The organism is Paenibacillus sepulcri, from assembly GCF_042647105.1.
In the GTDB taxonomy this organism is placed as follows: domain Bacteria; phylum Bacillota; class Bacilli; order Paenibacillales; family Paenibacillaceae; genus Paenibacillus_Z; species Paenibacillus_Z sepulcri.
The window spans coordinates 277,639-294,442 of record NZ_JBHRUP010000001.1 but is presented as its reverse complement, the minus strand read 5'-3'; the positions used below and the strand labels follow the sequence as shown (position 1 = coordinate 294,442).

General features: G+C 52.7%; 16 protein-coding genes and 1 riboswitch. Of the genes, 11 read left to right on the top strand and 5 right to left on the bottom strand.

The window, feature by feature from the left end:
* Window position 1: 1 nt before the first annotated feature.
* The gene (gene alr, locus ACFOLF_RS01280; protein WP_210040692.1) at window positions 2-1,135 is read left to right on the top strand and encodes an alanine racemase; all 1,134 of its coding nucleotides are present in this window, start codon (window positions 2-4) and stop codon (window positions 1,133-1,135) included.
* Window positions 1,136-1,363: 228 nt separating this feature from the next.
* On the opposite strand, the gene ACFOLF_RS01275 is transcribed toward alr, so the two are convergent.
* Both ACFOLF_RS01275 and ACFOLF_RS01270 read right to left on the bottom strand, forming a co-directional pair.
* Window positions 1,364-1,573, bottom strand: coding sequence for a DNA-binding protein (locus tag ACFOLF_RS01275; protein ID WP_210040694.1), 210 nt, complete (start codon window positions 1,571-1,573; stop codon window positions 1,364-1,366).
* Between the two features lie 137 nt (window positions 1,574-1,710).
* Entirely contained in the window at window positions 1,711-3,294 is a 1,584-nt protein-coding gene (locus ACFOLF_RS01270; RefSeq protein ID WP_210040696.1) for a DHA2 family efflux MFS transporter permease subunit, read from the bottom strand.
* Window positions 3,295-3,426: 132 nt separating this feature from the next.
* Between ACFOLF_RS01270 and ACFOLF_RS01265 the strand changes: the two genes are divergently transcribed.
* Both ACFOLF_RS01265 and ACFOLF_RS01260 read left to right on the top strand, forming a co-directional pair.
* Window positions 3,427-4,407: a LysR family transcriptional regulator gene (locus ACFOLF_RS01265; RefSeq protein WP_210040698.1), complete on the top strand. Its 981-nt coding sequence runs from the start codon at window positions 3,427-3,429 to the stop codon at window positions 4,405-4,407.
* A gap of 183 nt (window positions 4,408-4,590) precedes the next feature.
* Window positions 4,591-5,907 carry a beta-propeller fold lactonase family protein gene (locus ACFOLF_RS01260; RefSeq protein WP_210040700.1) on the top strand — a complete coding sequence of 439 codons (1,317 nt, stop codon included), beginning with the start codon at window positions 4,591-4,593 and terminating at the stop codon, window positions 5,905-5,907.
* Window positions 5,908-5,964: 57 nt separating this feature from the next.
* Here ACFOLF_RS01260 and ACFOLF_RS01255 read toward each other — a convergent pair whose 3' ends face one another.
* On the bottom strand, window positions 5,965-6,744 hold the full coding sequence (locus tag ACFOLF_RS01255; RefSeq protein WP_210040702.1) for an alpha/beta hydrolase: 780 nt from the start codon (window positions 6,742-6,744) through the stop codon (window positions 5,965-5,967).
* Window positions 6,745-6,962: 218 nt separating this feature from the next.
* Here ACFOLF_RS01255 and ACFOLF_RS01250 point away from each other — a divergent pair, with 218 nt between their 5' ends.
* Window positions 6,963-7,961 (top strand): serine hydrolase domain-containing protein, encoded by a 999-nt coding sequence (locus tag ACFOLF_RS01250; protein ID WP_210040704.1) that lies wholly within the window; start codon window positions 6,963-6,965, stop codon window positions 7,959-7,961.
* On the opposite strand, the gene ACFOLF_RS01245 is transcribed toward ACFOLF_RS01250, so the two are convergent.
* Window positions 7,930-8,295, bottom strand: a complete 366-nt coding sequence (locus ACFOLF_RS01245) for a glyoxalase superfamily protein (protein WP_210041017.1) — start codon at window positions 8,293-8,295, stop codon at window positions 7,930-7,932. The genes ACFOLF_RS01250 and ACFOLF_RS01245 overlap by 32 nt on opposite strands.
* A 179-nt stretch (window positions 8,296-8,474) precedes the next feature.
* Here ACFOLF_RS01245 and ACFOLF_RS01240 point away from each other — a divergent pair, with 179 nt between their 5' ends.
* The 4 genes from ACFOLF_RS01240 (at window position 8,475) to ACFOLF_RS01225 (ending at window position 13,299) form a co-directional block, all read left to right on the top strand.
* Window positions 8,475-10,274 carry an ABC transporter ATP-binding protein gene (locus tag ACFOLF_RS01240; RefSeq protein ID WP_379113849.1) on the top strand — a complete coding sequence of 600 codons (1,800 nt, stop codon included), beginning with the start codon at window positions 8,475-8,477 and terminating at the stop codon, window positions 10,272-10,274.
* 51 nt (window positions 10,275-10,325) lie between these two features.
* Complete coding sequence (locus ACFOLF_RS01235) at window positions 10,326-11,021, top strand: response regulator transcription factor (protein WP_210040706.1); 696 nt, start codon at window positions 10,326-10,328, stop codon at window positions 11,019-11,021.
* Window positions 11,011-12,099, top strand: coding sequence for a sensor histidine kinase (locus tag ACFOLF_RS01230; RefSeq protein ID WP_379113845.1), 1,089 nt, complete (start codon window positions 11,011-11,013; stop codon window positions 12,097-12,099). Before ACFOLF_RS01235 ends, ACFOLF_RS01230 begins: the two co-directional genes overlap by 11 nt.
* Before the next feature lie 213 nt (window positions 12,100-12,312).
* Window positions 12,313-13,299 carry a D-alanyl-D-alanine carboxypeptidase family protein gene (locus ACFOLF_RS01225; RefSeq protein WP_379113843.1) on the top strand — a complete coding sequence of 329 codons (987 nt, stop codon included), beginning with the start codon at window positions 12,313-12,315 and terminating at the stop codon, window positions 13,297-13,299.
* 152 nt (window positions 13,300-13,451) lie between these two features.
* On the opposite strand, the gene ACFOLF_RS01220 is transcribed toward ACFOLF_RS01225, so the two are convergent.
* The gene (locus tag ACFOLF_RS01220) at window positions 13,452-13,607 is read right to left on the bottom strand and encodes a DUF1540 domain-containing protein (RefSeq protein ID WP_210040708.1); all 156 of its coding nucleotides are present in this window, start codon (window positions 13,605-13,607) and stop codon (window positions 13,452-13,454) included.
* Between the two features lie 208 nt (window positions 13,608-13,815).
* A riboswitch (Fluoride riboswitch) is annotated at window positions 13,816-13,879 on the top strand.
* Between the two features lie 286 nt (window positions 13,880-14,165).
* Between ACFOLF_RS01220 and ACFOLF_RS01215 the strand changes: the two genes are divergently transcribed.
* From ACFOLF_RS01215 to ACFOLF_RS01205, 3 genes are all read left to right on the top strand, one after another.
* Window positions 14,166-15,494 carry a voltage-gated chloride channel family protein gene (locus ACFOLF_RS01215; protein WP_210040710.1) on the top strand — a complete coding sequence of 443 codons (1,329 nt, stop codon included), beginning with the start codon at window positions 14,166-14,168 and terminating at the stop codon, window positions 15,492-15,494.
* A gap of 120 nt (window positions 15,495-15,614) precedes the next feature.
* Window positions 15,615-16,289, top strand: coding sequence for a CTP synthase C-terminal region-related (seleno)protein (locus ACFOLF_RS01210; protein WP_210040712.1), 675 nt, complete (start codon window positions 15,615-15,617; stop codon window positions 16,287-16,289).
* Window positions 16,290-16,437: 148 nt separating this feature from the next.
* Entirely contained in the window at window positions 16,438-16,578 is a 141-nt protein-coding gene (locus ACFOLF_RS01205; protein ID WP_210040714.1) for a hypothetical protein, read from the top strand.
* The last annotated feature ends 226 nt before the right edge of the window (window positions 16,579-16,804 follow it).

Genomic DNA, 16,804 nt, shown 5'->3' with positions numbered 1-16,804 from the left:
CATGATAACAACTGTCGCATCGGAGATATATCGGAACACGTGGGCAGAAGTAAACTTGTCGGCCATCGGGGACAATCTGCGCACAATCAAAAAGCGCCTGCCTGCATCCGCCAAGCTGATGGCTGTCGTGAAAGCGGACGGGTACGGTCACGGCGCTTTGGAAACGGCTGAAATAGCGGTAAGGTCCGGAGCCGATACATTGGGAGTTGCTTATTTGAGCGAAGCATTGAAGCTCAGGAAGCAGGGCATCGAGCTGCCGATTCTCATTCTGACGCCGATCAAGCCGCAGGAGGTTCCGATCGCGATTGAATACGATCTTATGGTGACCGTCACGGCGGCAGCATGGTTCAAGGAAATGCGGCGGGTATGCATGCATACCTTCTATCCTTTCTCGCTCAAGGTTCATGTCAAAATGGACACAGGTCTTGGCCGGCTCGGAATCCGGGAGAAACTGGAATGGGAGGAAATGCTCCCTTGGCTGCGCGCATCCGACATCATCGTGGACGGGGTGTTTACCCATTTCGCCACTGCAGGCGGCACCGATACCGGTTACTTGAGGACACAATTTGACCGTTTTCGGGAGATGATAGCCTGGGTCGCAAGCTCGCAGGTTCATGTGAATGTCTTCCATTGCGCGAACAGTGCTGCGGCGCTGCGCTTTCCGGAGATGGCTATGGATATGGTGCGGATCGGAGCGGCCATGTATGGCTTTGGCCCCCGGACAGCAGCGGGCGCTGTGAAGCTGGATGCCGCATTAAGCCTGTACAGCAGTCTGATCCAGGTGAAACGGCTGAAGAAAGGCGGGTATGTGGGTTACGACCAGGCATACCGGGCAGGCAGGGATGAGTGGGTGGGAACGGTTCCGATCGGTTACGCCGACGGATGGTCGCAAAGCCTGCGGCATTCACAAATGATCATTGACGGACATAGAGTACCGGTAATCGGCAAGATCGGGATGGATCAGATAATGATTCGTCTGCCCCGGGAATATGCGGTAGGCACGAAGGTTACGCTAATCGGCGAGAATGGCCGCGAGCGCATCACCTGTGAGGAGTTGGCTGCCAATCTGGGAGGTGCGGGGCAGGAGATATCGGCTGCGTTGACAACCAGAGTGACCCGCATTTATATCGATTAGGATCATTCAGGAACAAGTGGGACGGAGAATGACTGGTTGTTAGAAAGCTTCTTTTTGACGGGGAGCTTTCTTTTTGCTGCGATTATTAGCCAGAGGATAAGCAAGATGCCGGCTCAAGTCTATAATTTAATGACATTAATAATTTATGGTATAAATTTATATGCTAGCAGAGAAAAGCAGGTTGCTTGGAGTGCCTGCTTTTTCTTCGACAGCTATATGGTGGTTTGCTCACTCGGCGAATGTTTCGCCCCTGGCGGCCAGGGCGCCGCGGAGCTGACCCAGCGCCTTGGGCCCCATGCCGTGCAGCATGAGCAGATCTGACTCGCGGAGCTTGCTTAGCTGCTCAAGCCGCAAATACCCGGCCGCAATGAGCGCCCGTCGTGCAGGTTTGGCTAAACCATCGGGAAGATTGCTTTCCAGTCCAGTTTCGCTGTTCATATCTTTCTCCATCCTGGTATCCCCTTTCTTCGTTGAGTAGATTAATTCCCTATTATTAATGGAATACTCCGTTTTATTGCCTTTATCGTAGCATATTACCAATCAGGTTTAGAAGTATACTATCCATGAAATTCCATTTATGATTCCGCGTTAACGGCCCCGGCAGGATTCGGTTTCCCTGCGCCGGCCTTTGCTTCATCGGCGCGGCTTTGACGATAAAGCGCGAAAGTGCATATCGCAGCAAGAATACCACCTGCGGCGGCCACAAGCATAGCCTGGTGAAGGCCGTGAGCGAATATGGGGCTGATGCGCTCGAGTACCATCCCAGTAAGGCTGGCATCGGATCCGCTTTTGGCCATGGTGGAAAAATCTCCTCCGCTGAGAGTGGAAATAACCGCTGTTTTGGCGTCGTCGGTAAGAGGAGCATCGGCAAAAGCCCCGGGAACCTCGGTTTTCATCCGATACAGCAGTATAGAGCCGGACAGGGCAATTCCGAATATCGATCCGACCTGACGAAAGGTTTGCGATGCGCCGGAAGCGGCGCCTGCACGCTCCAGCGGTACCGAGGACAGCAGCACCATCGTTGCCGGAGCGCCGGCTAAGGATACTCCCAGACCAATAAGCATCATCGGCCATCCGTAAGCGGCAAATCCGCTGCCCGGTCCCACATTCAACAAGCCCAGCAATCCGCCGGCCGTCATGAAAGCGCCGATTATAATGGTGGTCCTGGTTCCGATCCGGGAATAGATCCGCGGCGTGACATAAGAGCCAATCATAATGGCGCCTGTCAAAGCCAGAAAACGGATTCCGGTTTCGGTGGGCGTCAGCTGGTTGATGGTTTGAAAGAAGAGGGTCATCAGAAACATCACCCCGAACATTCCAAAGAAGCTCAATAAATTGACGAGGCATGCCATGATGAAGATCCGGTTCCTGAAGAAATCAGGCGGAAGCATGGGATAGCTGCAGGAGTGCTCCCACAGATAGAACAGGACAAGACATAGAACAGAGACGGCAAAGCTGCCGATAATGAGGAGGGAGCCCCAGCCTTCGGAGCTGCCCTGAATCAGCGCGAAGGTGAGCGCGGCAATTCCGAGGATGAACAAAACCTGACCGATGAAATCAATCCGTTTGTTGACTGTCACTTCCTGAACCTTCAGCTTCATTGCAAGAATGATCACAGCCAGGATACCAATCGGAACGTTAATCCAGAAAATACTTTCCCAGCCGATGCTGTCAATCAGCAGCCCGCCAATAATGGGTCCTCCCGCCAGCGCGAGCCCGCCGATGCCGGCCCATAATCCGACGGCTCTGGCTCTGGCAGCCGGCAGCGGATAGAGAACCGTAATAAGCGCGAGGGACATGGGTATGACTGCTGAACCGAATAGACCCTGCAGCACGCGCCCGGCAAACAGTGTCCCGACATTAGGAGCAAGTGCGCATACTACTGAAGAGAGAGTAAAGCCGGCAAGGCTTGCGATAAACAGTTTTTTTCGGCCGAACAAATCCCCGAGCGTCCCCGCTGTCATTAACATACAGGCAAAGGCCAGTACATAAATGTCCAGGAGCCACTGCAGTCCGGACACGCCAAGTCCGAACGATTGCTGAATCGACGGCAGGGCCGTATTGACGATGGTGCTGTCCAGATAAACCATAAATACGCCCAAACAGATGATAAGAAGCATAAACCCGCTGCCTGACTTTGTTTCTGATGCTGTTTTCATTGGCAAGTTCCCCCGATCCCATGTGTTAATTGAATATTCACAAGTATAGGGATCGAATTATTATTGATCAATACGATAATATCTATTATTATAATAGCAACAGACTATAATCAGGGAATGAGGAGAGATCAAGTGGAACTGAGACAGCTGGAATATTTCCGGGCGCTTTGCAAGGAGCTGCATTTCTCCAAAGCAGCGGAGTCTATTGGCATCTCCCAGCCTACGTTAAGCCAGCAGATCAAGGTGCTGGAAGAAGAGATGGAGCTACCATTATTTGACCGGCTTGGCAAGCGGATTGCGATCACGGAAGCAGGGCAGGTGCTGTACGAGCAGTGCGAGGAAATTTTTCAGCGTATCGAGTATGTGAAGGATTATTTTTCTGAAATGCGCACCCAGGAACGAGGCAGGCTGAGGGTCGGTGTCATTCCGGGGGCGGTTGATCTGCTGCTCGGTCAGATGGTAGCCGATTATCACAGCGCCTATCCTGAGGTATCGCTTGCGATTCTTGGTTCCACGCGGGTGGTCGATCAGGTGCTGCAGTCGGAAGCCGATCTGGGTATAGCCATGCGCCCGGCTCCTGACGAGCGTTTGATGGCCGTGCCGCTGTATGAAGATGAAATGATTCTCGCAGTTGCGGCTGATCATCCTTATGCCGTTCATGATATCCTTGGCTTTGAGGACATCAAGAATATGAAGACGGTCATGCTCACGAGCGATCACCAGTGCCGGCAGCTTGTGAACGAGCACTGCCGTAAGCTGGGATTCCAGCTGATGCCGCATATCGAGACGTCCAATTCCTCTTCCCTGATCAAGCTGATCCGCAGCGGTGTGGGGGCTTCGATTGTATCCCGCGTGCCCATGGAAATCCTCGGCTTGAGCGACATTAAGCTGATACCGCTCTCCGGTCCCAGGCCGCAGGAGGAAATTTGCCTGATTTACCGCAAGGACAAATTCATCGGCAACGCAGGGCGCAGCTTTATCCGCATGCTGAACGATACGGTGAAAACCAAATGGGCACAGGCTCCCGCTGCAGCTCCAGTGCCTCTGATCAAGGCTAATCACCTGGTCGGACTGCCGCATAAGCAGACTGTCATGCATGAACGTCCCCGGTGATTTTCCGGGGCAGTTGGAAGATGTTTCTGCATGCGCGAAGGATTAATGTAGCGGACTACATGCCGGGAAAGCACAATTTGATTTGCGGAATAAATCTATCTTCGTGATATAGTGAGATACCCCTCGCGCATTCTTCTATCCTTTCATAGCATAGAGAATGAAAGCATGGAGAGGGCGGATTGAATGCCGATATTGGATACAGGAATGCTGTTGAACCGCAATCATCCCAATTCGATAACGATCGCCATCAGAGCTGTTAACAGGGGAAGGCATCATGCTGTGGTTGGCATTCAAAGCTACAGATTCCATTCCGGATCTGTCCGGGATGAGGGGGAATTCGGGAGCGAGCAGGTGCGCACGATTCGGCTTGTTGCACTTGCGCCGGCGCAGCAGGAGGAATCCGCATTTGCCATCAGCCATACGGTGCAGGATCTTCAGAGCTTCGGCATTCGTATCGTCGCCGGGGGTCCTGGCGGACGCGATGTTGCAGCCACGGCGGCTGAGCTGGATGCGGACGGAAATATGCTTCATATCCATCCAATGCCAGCAGTGCGGACCGCGAACCGGGACGAGAAAGGCTTGGCCTATGTGGCCAATCATACCCAGCACAGTCTCACCGTAATCGATACCTCTACCGACACGAGGATTATGACCTTGCCGCTGAACGCCGGCAGCAGTCCAAGACAGGTGGCCATCACCCCTGATGGCTCGAACGTCTACGTGACCTGTCCGGGAGACAAGACAGTGAAAGTGATCGATTCCTTCACCCAGTCCATACGCGCCGAGATTCATTTCCCCGCCAATGCGGTGCCGCTGGGAGCAGCCATTGCTCCAGACGGGAAAATCGCGTATGTCTCAACTCTCGTGGCGGATTACATTGCCATCATCGATACAAATTCGCTTGCGATACTCAAGCTGATCCCGCTGCCGGAGGGCTGCGACCCATCCTATATTGCGGTGTCGCCGGACGGGAAACACGCTTACTGCTGTCTCATCAGCGCAGGAGCCGTCGTTGTCCTGGATACTTCAAAACGCACGATTTCCATGCTCCAGCTACCGGAAGGAAGCCAGCCCTCGGCTCTTGCGATTACCCCCTGCGGCACATTCATCTATGTAACGGATATTTATTATGAGCGCATTTATGTCATTCGCAGCCAGACCGGAACGATTGTGAAGACGATCGCATTAATTCCCGGCAGTGATCCCCAGAGCATCGTCATCACGCCCGACGGGTCGCTCGCCTATGTGGCGAACCGGGGGAGCGACGAAATTATGGCGATTAATCTGTCACGCAATGAAATGCTCACCATGATCGATCTGCCCGAAGGAAGCCAGCTGAGCGATTTGGCCGTGACCAGCGACGGGTCCAAAGTTTACGCAACCGTCCTGACCTTCGGATATGTCGCCGTTATCGATACGCAGAATCATATGCCGGTCGCCGTTCTGCCTACGGGCAGCTTCCCGTCCGGAATTGCCGTCACGCCTATCATGCTCATGTAGAAAAAGACCTTCAATCCCGGATTGAAGGTCTGGCTGCCGTGCTATGTTGAAGCAAGCTTAAGCGTTGCTGTGCTCATGAAGGGGGAGCCACTCCAGCACCCGCTGGATTTTGCGGTCCCAATAGCCCCAATCGTGACTGCCCGGCTCCTCCTCATAGGTGAGCGGCAGCTTCAGATCCCCGGCATGCTTGCGGAAACGCAAATTATCCTGATAGAGAAAGTCCTCGGTGCCGCAGCATTGGAAGAGCTGGGGAGGGTTCTGATGGTCCGCGGCATCCGACGCCAGTCTGAACAAATCATTAGGGCTGTCACGCAGCTGCTCGACGCTGCCATAAATCAGATCAAGGTCTTTGTTCCGGTCCTTGTAAAAGCCGGTCACATCAAGCGCGCCGGACAAGCTTGCCGCGGCTGCATAACGATCGGGATGACTGAGCGCCAGCTTGAAGGCGCCATAGCCGCCCATGGACAGGCCTGCGACGAAATTATCCTCCCGCCTGTCCGAAAGCGGGAAGAAGGAGCGTGCCAGCGCAGGCAGCTCTTCGCTGATAAAGGTCCAGTAATCCAGACCGCTGACCATATTGGTATAGAAGCTGCGTCCTGCGGCGGGCATAACGACGGCAAGGCCAAGCGGCGCAACATAACGTTCGATGGAGGTGCGGCGGAGCCATATGGTGTGATCGTCGGACAAGCCGTGCAGCAGCAGCAGCGTCCGGTGCTTGTTTCCGTGTGACTGCGTTTCCATGCCAATCTGGGAATACGTCGTCTGAGGCAAAATCACATTCATTGAAGTGCTGAGCCCGAGCGCCTCCGAGTAAAAATCGCATTGAATAAGTGCCATGTAAATCCATTCCCCCATAAAATCGAAATTTTCCTGCTACGCCCTATATGTTCCACATAAAAATCGGAAGTCCTTCCAAAAGGGTAACATTTTGAAGGCTGCTGTGAGGCACGCCTTGGTTCATTTGGTTATGGATGGTGAAACAGCCTATAATATAACGTATCTGCAGATGGATCGTACAAGCGGAATTATAAACTTAAGCAGGGAAGTGAGCTGTCTTGCAAATAACGAGTGACGCTGCCTTGAAGGAAGCGGATCAACATACGACCGAAGCCTTCCGGAGGCTTGAAGCCGGGGCCGCAGCCCATCTGGAGTCCGGCAAAATCAAGGATGCAGTCGTTCTGCTGGACGGCAGGACGGCGTGGAGCTGGCATGACAAAGGCGAGGATCGCGTCGGGGCCGTCTACTCCCTGACCAAAAGCATTTTATCCGCTCTTATCGGCATTGCGATCGGTGAAGGCTGCATACAAGGGGTGAAGCAGCCCATTGCGGATTATTTTGCAGAAGTGGCATCAGCGGAAGATCCCCGCAAGCGCGGAATTCTGATAGAGCATCTGCTCACCATGACGCCAGGATTTCACTGGCCTGATTTTGATAAGCCGTACTGGAAGATGAGACGCACCCCGGATTGGGTTTCCTTCATATTGGACCAGCCTATGGCTCATACGCCTGGCGAAGCTTTTACCTATAATTCGGGAGGCTCGCATCTGCTGTCCGCCATCCTGAGGAAAGCAACGGGAGAACCGGTTTATGACTACGCAAAGCGTCATCTGTTCGACAAGCTTGGCTTCATAAGGCCCCGGTGGAACAGCTCCTCCGGTATTCATGAGGGAGGGACGGGCCTCCATATAAGCGCGCAGGATATGGCGAAGTTCGGACAGCTCTATCTGCAGGGCGGGGTGTGGAACGACGAGCAGCTCGTCCCGGTTTCCTGGGTGGAGAGCTCGACATCAAGGCATCACCAGGGCTTGCAGCATTATGAGCCGCCAATCTTCGGGGAATATGGCTATCATTGGTGGGTTTCTCCCAAAGAGCTCAATGGGAGCGTCGATTATTATTTTGCCAAGGGATATGGCGGCCAGTATCTGTTCGTTATACCGGAGCTTGCACTCGTGACCGCCATTCGCAAGGAACCGGAGGGAAGAAGCCGCTCCATCTGCGCAAAGCAGCTTCTCCATGATTGGATTATTCCGCTTGCAAGGGAGCATAGAATATAATCCGGTTGCCAAAAGGGTCGGCGATCCGCACCTCGGCTGTGTTCCATGGCGTTTCTTCGATTCCCGGCTTGGCGTACTTGTAATTCTGCTCAAGCAGCCGGCTGTGGTAGGCCTTCAGCTGAGTCGTGGCGATGCGTACCGCCGAGCCCGGGCTGCTGTCTCCGTGATGCTCGGACAAGTGCAGAACACATTCACCGAATGATACTTCCATGTAAAGCGGAAAATTTTCTTCAAAACGATGTTCCCATTCCACCTTGAAGCCAAGGTAATCCACATAAAATTCCCTGGCTTTGGCCTCGTCGAAAATACGCAGTATCGGTGTCACGCGGTTCATAGTGATCTTGTCTGCCACTTGCGATCCCTCCAAACGTATTGGTTCTACATCCGATCATGGCACTGAAGCGGAAATACTGTCAAGGGTGTTCATATTCCGTTCAAAAAACGAATGTAAGCTTAATCACATAACCTCAACATTCGCGTGCCGCCCTATAGGCAGAAAGGAAGTCATTTACGATGGAAACAACAGCAAGCACCACCCAGGCAAGCGGGCCTCCGGCTTCCAAGGGAAATTGGAGATTATTTCTCAAGATGATTCGGCAGACCAAACCTTCAATCCCGATCCTGACAATCGCTGTCATCATGAGCGTGTCTGCGACGCTTGTCGGGCTGATTATCCCTTTATTCACGAAAAATCTCGTTGACGGCTTCTCAATCAGCAATTTGAGCTTCGGTCAAATCGGTCTCATTGGCGGGATATTCGTCGTCCAGACGATTGCCAGCGGCCTCTCCATTTATATGCTCAACCGGATCGGGCAGAAGGTTGTGGCCGAGCTGCGCGACAGGCTGTGGAAGAAGCTGCTGATCCTGAAGGTAAGCTACTACGACAGCCACCGCACAGGGGAGACGATCAGCCGGATGACCAATGATACCGGCGTCGTCAAATCCTTAATCGCCGAGCATATGACGGGCTTCTTCACGGGGATCATCTCCGTGATCGGCTCCATTGTGGTGTTGTTCTATATGGATTGGAAAATGACCGCTGTCATGCTGGGCGTTATTCCGGTCGCCGCCTTGTTCCTTGTGCCGCTGGGACGTCAAATGTTCAAAATATCCAAGGGACTGCAGGAGGAGACGGCCTCCTTCACTACGATTTTGACCCAGGTATTGTCGGAAATCCGTCTCGTCAAATCCTCGAACGCCGAGGCCAAGGAGTATGGGAACGGCAAGCAGGGCATTACGAATTTGTTCCGCTTTGGCCTGCGCGAAGCGAAGGTGCAGGCCTTGATTGCACCGCTGATGTTCTTCGTGATGATGATGCTGCTGGTCGTCATTATCGGATATGGCGGGATACGCGTATCATCGGGCGCGCTGTCGGCAGGGGAACTGGTTGCTTTTATTTTGTACCTGATCCAGATCGTGATGCCGATGAGCCAGATCACGACCTTCTTTACCCAGTTTCAGAAAACGATCGGAGCCACGGAACGCATCATTGAGATTCTCGATACGGAAGAAGAGGATCATGTGAGCGGCATCGAGGTCAAGCGCTCGAATCAGGTCATTTCCATTGACCATGTATCCTTCGCTTACGGACAGGAGGAGCCTGTCATTCACGACCTCAGCTTCAAGGTGAATCCGGGCTCGGTGACGGCGATAGTTGGCCCGAGCGGGGGAGGCAAGACCACCTTGTTCTCGCTGCTGGAACGGTATTACGAACCGACCTCCGGCTCCATCCGGTTGGGCTTGGATGAAATTCAGACGTTCTCGCTTCAGTCTTGGCGCAGCCAGTTCGGTTACGTTTCCCAGGAAAGTCCCTTGATTGCCGGCACAATTCGTGAAAATATTTGCTACGGCATCCATCATGAGGTGACCCAGGAGCAGCTGGTGCAGGCTGCGAAGATGGCTTATGCCGATACCTTCATCCGAGAGCTGCCCAAGGGCTACGACACCGAGGTGGGAGAGCGGGGAATCAAGCTCTCCGGCGGTCAGCGCCAGCGTATTGCCATTGCCAGGGCGCTGCTGCGCGATCCGAAGATTCTGATGCTGGACGAAGCCACATCCAGTCTGGACAGCAAATCGGAGGTCGTCGTGCAGGAAGCGCTCAAAAATCTGATGGCAGGCCGGACAACGCTTGTGATCGCCCACAGGCTGGCAACCGTCGTGGAAGCAGAGCAGATACTCTTTATCGAGAAAGGCCGGCTCACCGGCAGCGGAACGCATGAGGAACTGCTCAAGTCGCATGTGATGTACCGCGAGTTTGCCACGCAGCAGCTGCGGCTGAATGATCACGACGAATATGTTAAACTTTCTGTATAGACCATTCGTCTTAAAGGAAGTTCAGAAAGTTGACATAAAAGGATGAGCGCTTTGAGCAAACAAATATTAATCGTCGACGACGATCCCAAGATCGCCCAATTAATCGAAATCTATCTGATGAACGAAGGATTCTCCATTATCAAGGCAAGCGACGGCCTGCGCGCTTTGGAGCTGATGGATGAGGAGCCCGTGGATTTGGTTATCCTGGATATTATGATGCCTGGCCTCGACGGGCTCAGCGTCTGTCTTCGCATCCGCGAGAACAAAACGACGCCGATATTGATGATCAGCGCCAAAGACGGGGATATGGATAAGATCACGGGATTGATGACAGGCGCCGATGATTATATGGTCAAGCCGTTTAATCCGCTGGAGCTTGTGGCGCGCGTGAAGTCGCTCCTCAGACGGACGTATTATCAGACACAGCCCAAGCAGCAGCAGGCCGATCATATTATTCATGTTCAATCCCTGGAAATAGACAAGCTGACCCATAAAGTCATGTTTGAGGGGCGGGTCATCAAGCTGACGCCCATCGAATTCAGCATTCTGCATCTGTTGGCCGGCCAGCCGGGGCGGGTGTTCAGCTCGGAGGATATTTTCGAGATGATCTGGAAAGAAAAATACTATGAGACGAACAATTCCGTTACCGTCCACATGAGCCGGCTGAGAGATAAGCTCGAGAAGGAAATGGAAGGCGAGAAGCTGATTCACACCGTGTGGGGGGTCGGCTACAAAATTGAAGCTTAGATGGGTCATTCCCTTCTTCTGGAGCGCTGCGACAACTATAGCTGTCCTGCTTATTATGCTGTTCTCTGCGGCGTATCTCCGCGACACTGTTTTTTTTAAAGCCAATTTAATGGATTTCTATATTTTGATCAGGGATTATATCGGGTTTCCGAATATTCTCATTGTTTTATTCTTTCCGCTGTTTCTTATTTCCCTCTTTTATTTCTTCAAGCGGGATAAACGGATCTATCGCGCCCAGTACCTGGAACAGATTATGGCCAATGTCCAGCATATCGCAAGCGGTGATTTCACGCATAAAGTCCCGGTCAAGGAAGGCGGCGATCTGAGCCAGCTTGCCTTCAATATTAACCGGTTCGTCGAGCAGCTGCAGCTGTCGCTGGAAGAAGAACGCCGCTCCCAGCAGACCAAGAATGAGCTGATCACGAATGTTTCGCATGATTTGCGTACTCCCCTTACCTCGATCACGGGTTATTTGGGGTTGATTGAGCAGGATCTGTACCGCGACGAGGTGGAGCTGCGTTATTACATTTCGCTTGCCTATGAGGAATCGGAGCGGATGAGCCAGATTATTCATGACCTGTTCGAATTCACCCGGCTGCGCAATCATGAGTTCAAGCTGCAGGCCGCGAAAATCAATCTGATCGAAATGCTGCATCAGCTGGCCGAGCAGTTCCAGCTTCAGCTGGAGCAGGCTCAAATTACGGCGCGTTTGCATTTTGAAGAACCGGCCCTGTATGTATTTGCGGACGGCAACAGGCTGCGCAGAGTCTTCGAGAATCTGATCACAAACGCCATCCTGTACGGCAAAGACGGCAGGGTGCTGGATATTTTCGGAAGCCGGAACAATGGGCATATCCTGATCGACGTCGTGAATTACGGAGAAGAGATTCCGCAATCGGATCTGCCGCATATTTTCGACCGATTCTACCGGGTGGAGAAATCCCGCTCCACGCATACGGGCGGATCGGGCCTGGGGCTTGCCATTGCCAAGCAAATTGTGGAGATGCATGAGGGCAGCATTCATGTAAGCAGCGATATAGAGCGGACTGTTTTCTCGGTAAGGCTCAAGGAGCTATAAGCTTAATCATCTAACAGCGGCATACCGGCACTCATGACCCGGCATGCAGCTGTTATTTTTATTTAGAGAACCGTAAGGTTTTCGTTATGTTTTCTTATCCGGGCATTAATGGCTTGCCTTCATACTAAGGCTACAAGAAGAAACGGCTGCGCCCTTGCCGGACAGCCGGCCTATATTTCTTCCCTTCGAAAAATGGAGAGGAGCCCGCAGGCCATGCTTAATGCCGCAATGATAAAAAAATCCGTTCAGCTCGTAATTCTGATCATGATGGCTTATGCGATATTAACGAATTGGGAATTGATGAGACAGAAAACATCCAATCTTGTTCATGGACTGTCCAATCTTAGACTAAACAGCGGAGGTTCGTCCCTTGGAACGCTGCAGGGGGAAGCCGCCTTGTTGATGGACGAGAAGACGGGGGAGATCCTGTACAGCAAGAATCCGCATATGAAGCTTTATCCGGCAAGTACGACCAAGATACTGACGGCGCTGATCGCGCTGGAGAAAGGTGACCCGGATGCCATCGTTACGGTCGGGGATGAGGCACAGCTTCGAACGCCGGATGAGAGCTCGGCCGGACTCTACGAAGGACAGCAGCTCTCGCTGCGCGACCTTCTCTCTGCCTTGATGCTTCCATCAGGCAATGACGCAGCCCGGACGATTGCCCGGTATGTTTCGAGTCAGGAGCTGGGCAGGGCGGTCAGCGCAGAAGAGGGAATCAGTTGTTTCGCGGATCTCATGAACGAAAAGGCGAAGGAGCTGGGAGCCAGGGAGTCCCATTTTGTCAATCCTCATGGTCTGCATGATCCTGATCACTATACGACGGCTTATGATCTTGCAATCATTGCGAAGGAAGCCAGGAAGAACAAATTGTTCAAGCAGATCGTCAGCGAGACCGAGCGTTCCGTTACTGCGGGGCAGGAGACCCAAACGTTCGTGAACCGCAACAAGCTGCTTCAGAATACGGATGAGAATTATTACGATGGCGCTAACGGAATCAAAACCGGCTACACTGAAATGGCGGGATACTGCCTTGTAGCATCCGCCAGCCGCCAATCCGCCAACCTGATTGCGGTGGTGCTGCATTCCACATCGACAGGGGTATGGTATGATGCCAGAACGCTGCTGAATTACGGCTTTGCCATGGATAAGGCGATTCCCGGTTCCCCGGCCGAAAAGAATATTGCGTCGATCCGATAAAAGTAATTTCCATTCTCACTGATAATTATTATCACCATTGGCAATACTGTCTTCATAAGATCCTGCATGAAGAAGAAACGGGTGAATATAAACTCGATAAATTCAAGAAGAAAACGGACAGCCTTCTGGCAAAGGCTGTCCGCATTTCGGATCTACAGTTTGGATTCGAACGTTCTGCAATCTGTTTCCTCTGAGTTGCTCGCTTGTTTGCTCCGGTTGTTGACCACATAGATGGAAGACGCATTGCAGTGGTTGCCCGCTGCCCAATGCTTGCAGGAGTTTACTTCACATAAAACATCTTTAGCCATGGATTGATTCACCTCCCGTCCATTTATTTAGGATGGGCGTTTACCTGCTTGTTTTATACCTGTGCCGCCAAGTTATTGTTTCTTGCTGTACGGAAGAGATTGTAATTTAGTTCCGGCGCCCCCGCAGCAGCTCCGGCAAATTTGTGTTTCCGGAGTCTATTCAAAATTGGTCTTGCCGAGCCGGCCGACATGCTATAGAATAAGGTCAGCTATTAACGGCGATGGAGTTCGCCGCAAACCGCCTTTAACGGGCTGATGACTCCTACCGGTGGAAACACTGGTAGGAGTCTGTTTTTTTGTCCGGATGCAAGAAGATACGGCTGACGCCGTCCTCTGGCAGCGTAGCAAGTATCTTCCCTTAGAAATATAAGCAAAGTATGAGTGGTGTTATATTTTCTTATATTTCAAGAAGATACGGCAGACGCCGTCCTCTGGCGGCGTAGCAAGTATCTTCCCTTAGAAATATAAGCAAAGTATGAGTGGTGTTATATTTTCTTATATTTCAAAAGATACGGCAGACGCCGCTCTCTGGCGGCGCAGCAACAGGAGGTTCATGTGATGCAAGACGGTTCAGCAGGCGGCAAATCCTCTTTTTATAAGCGGTATGCAGGGCGTATCCAGGCCTTGCAGCATTTTGTACTCACGGGAAGCTTTATGAAATGGGTCTTATACGGCGCGTTAATCGGAATTTTGACAGGATCGGCCTCCGCATTATTTCTGGCTGCGCTGGACTATGCCACAGAAGAGAGAATCAGTCAGCCCTGGCTGCTGTTTCTGCTGCCGTTTGGCGGGGCACTGGTGAGCTATGCTTATCTTCGTCTTGGCGGCAGCTCTGCCAAGGGGAACAATCTGATCCTGGAACAGGTCAACAACGGTCAGGAGAGGATTCCGCTTCGCATGGCTCCGCTCGTTCTTGCCGGCACCGTCATTACCCATTTGCTGGGCGGTTCGGCGGGACGCGAAGGAACGGCCGTGCAAATGGGCGGAAGCATGGCGGAATGGCTGGGGAAGAGGCTTAAGGTTAACCGGACGGATCGCGCCATCCTGCTGATGTGCGGAATCAGCGGAGGGTTCGGTTCCGTCTTCGGGACACCGCTTGCCGGTGCGGTGTTTGGCATGGAGGTAGCGGTCATCGGGATGCTGCGGTACGAGGCGCTGCTGCCCTGCTTTGCGGCAAGCTTCGTCGGCGATCTCGTCACCAAGGCATGGGGGATTCATCATGTTCAATACGCAATGAGCGGCGTACCGGGCATCAGCTGGCTCGTTATCGTGAAGGTATTGGCCGCTTCTGTTTTGTTTGGGCTGACCAGCCTGCTGTTCAGCGAGCTTACGCATGCCTGTAAACGGTTGTTCACGCGGCTGTTCCCTCATGCGGCGCTGAAAAGCTTCATCGGCGGACTGATCATTATCGCGCTTGTTTATGCTGCGGGTACCCGCGATTATTTGGGCCTTGGCATTCCGCTGCTCGTACAGTCCTTTACGGAGCCTGTTCACTCACTGGCTTTTCTATGGAAGACCTTGTTTACATCGCTCACGCTCGGTGCCGGATTCCAGGGAGGCGAGGTGACGCCGCTCTTCGTTATTGGCGCCGCACTTGGCAATGCGCTTGGAAGCCTGCTGCATATCAGCCTGCCGTTCATGGCGGGTCTGGGACTTGTTGCCGTGTTCAGCGGCGCGACGAATACACCCATCGCCTGTTTTATTCTCGGCATTGAATTATTTGGCTCCGATGCGATGATCTATATCTTCTTGGCCTCTATTGTCGGTTACCTGTTCTCCGGTCATTCCGGGATCTACACGTCACAGCGGATTGGTGCAGGCAAGCCTGGAATGAGGGGGTCCGACCCTGATGCAACGCTCGCTGCTTACCGCAGAAGGGTGAAGTAATCAGGGCCTGAACCAGGCAAGGCATCCGAAAATGAACCGGGACCATTACCAGTATTTTAATTCGTTGGTATAATAATCATGATTCGAAATGCCGTTTCAATGATAAAGGAGGGAAATCCAATGAAAATCGGTATCGTGGGGGACTTCAACCCGGCATATCCCTCACAGCAGGCTGCGCAGGAAGCGCTTGTCCATTCCTCCGAAAGGGCAGGAATAAGCGCCAGGATGGACTGGATCCCGTCAACCGGCGTCAAGGATCGGATGTATGATTATAACGGCTATTGGATTGCTCCCGGCGTTCCTAAATCCTTGGATGGCGTGCTGCAGGTGATTCAATATGCGCGGCAGAATCAGGTTCCGGTTCTTGGAACATGCGGCGGTTTTCAATATATGGTGATGGAATTTGCGAGAAATGTTTTGCAGATAGAGGATATCGGTCATGAAGAGCAGAATCCTGCCGCCAGGAATCTGATCATAAGCAGGCTCAGCTGCTCCCTCGCCGGCCAAGATGTGAAAGTAATCATCATGAAGACTTCCCGCGTCTATGACATCTACCAAACGGAAGAGGTGACAGAGCCGTTCAGATGCAGCTTTGGTTTGAATGCCGCCTACATAACGGAACTTGAGAACGCCGGTCTCCTCATAACCGGATCTGATAGCAGCGGAGAGCCGCGTGTGATTGAAATGCCGGAGCATCCGTTCTATATCGGCACCTTATTTGTTCCCCAGCTTCGTTCAACACCCGTTTCACCCCATTGCCTTGTTGATGCATTTCTGGAACACGCATCCCGTTAAGAAAGGTACCGCATAACTCCTCATTCCGCTTCGCGTGAAGCAAGCTCTCTCCTGTGTCAAAGTAAATCCTCCAGCATGCTCAGACCTCCATGGAATTTCCATCTTCCAGCGTTTCCAGGGGATGGCCGGACGGCGGGAACCCGGACCGTTGATCATTTGCCGATTTTTGATCCGGATGACGAACAGCGGTGTCAAATCCGCCGCCGGCGAAGATTTCAACAACAATATTTATTCCCGGGAGCTGGAAGCGCAGCTTGGGGTCAAGGTGGCCAACTCCAGGACTGGCTGAAGGATAAGCCTCGGCACCGGAATCGCCGCGCAGTCCTCCGGAAGGTCGTCGAATTCGACCTTAACTTCAGAATGTTGTCGTAAATGTCTTCACCGGTGCGCCGACCGATACGGGGAGAGCCGCTGCTGGTTCTTGGGATCACTGGGAGCCGAAGAAAACTGTCGTATGCTTTAATGATAGTTATACTTCTCAAAGTATAACCAGGGCTTGGCGCAACAGTCTGTAT

Coding starts and splice junctions, on each gene's coding strand:
- ACFOLF_RS01215 (WP_210040710.1), top strand. CDS start 14,166: ATGCAAGACGGTTCAGCAGGCGGCAAATCCTCTTTTTATAAGCGGTAT.
- ACFOLF_RS01245 (WP_210041017.1), bottom strand. CDS start 8,295: ATGAACCGCGTGACACCGATACTGCGTATTTTCGACGAGGCCAAAGCC.
- ACFOLF_RS01240 (WP_379113849.1), top strand. CDS start 8,475: ATGGAAACAACAGCAAGCACCACCCAGGCAAGCGGGCCTCCGGCTTCC.
- ACFOLF_RS01275 (WP_210040694.1), bottom strand. CDS start 1,573: ATGAACAGCGAAACTGGACTGGAAAGCAATCTTCCCGATGGTTTAGCC.
- ACFOLF_RS01225 (WP_379113843.1), top strand. CDS start 12,313: ATGCTTAATGCCGCAATGATAAAAAAATCCGTTCAGCTCGTAATTCTG.
- ACFOLF_RS01210 (WP_210040712.1), top strand. CDS start 15,615: ATGAAAATCGGTATCGTGGGGGACTTCAACCCGGCATATCCCTCACAG.
- ACFOLF_RS01220 (WP_210040708.1), bottom strand. CDS start 13,607: ATGGCTAAAGATGTTTTATGTGAAGTAAACTCCTGCAAGCATTGGGCA.
- ACFOLF_RS01255 (WP_210040702.1), bottom strand. CDS start 6,744: ATGGCACTTATTCAATGCGATTTTTACTCGGAGGCGCTCGGGCTCAGC.
- ACFOLF_RS01270 (WP_210040696.1), bottom strand. CDS start 3,294: ATGAAAACAGCATCAGAAACAAAGTCAGGCAGCGGGTTTATGCTTCTT.
- alr (WP_210040692.1), top strand. CDS start 2: ATGATAACAACTGTCGCATCGGAGATATATCGGAACACGTGGGCAGAA.
- ACFOLF_RS01260 (WP_210040700.1), top strand. CDS start 4,591: ATGCCGATATTGGATACAGGAATGCTGTTGAACCGCAATCATCCCAAT.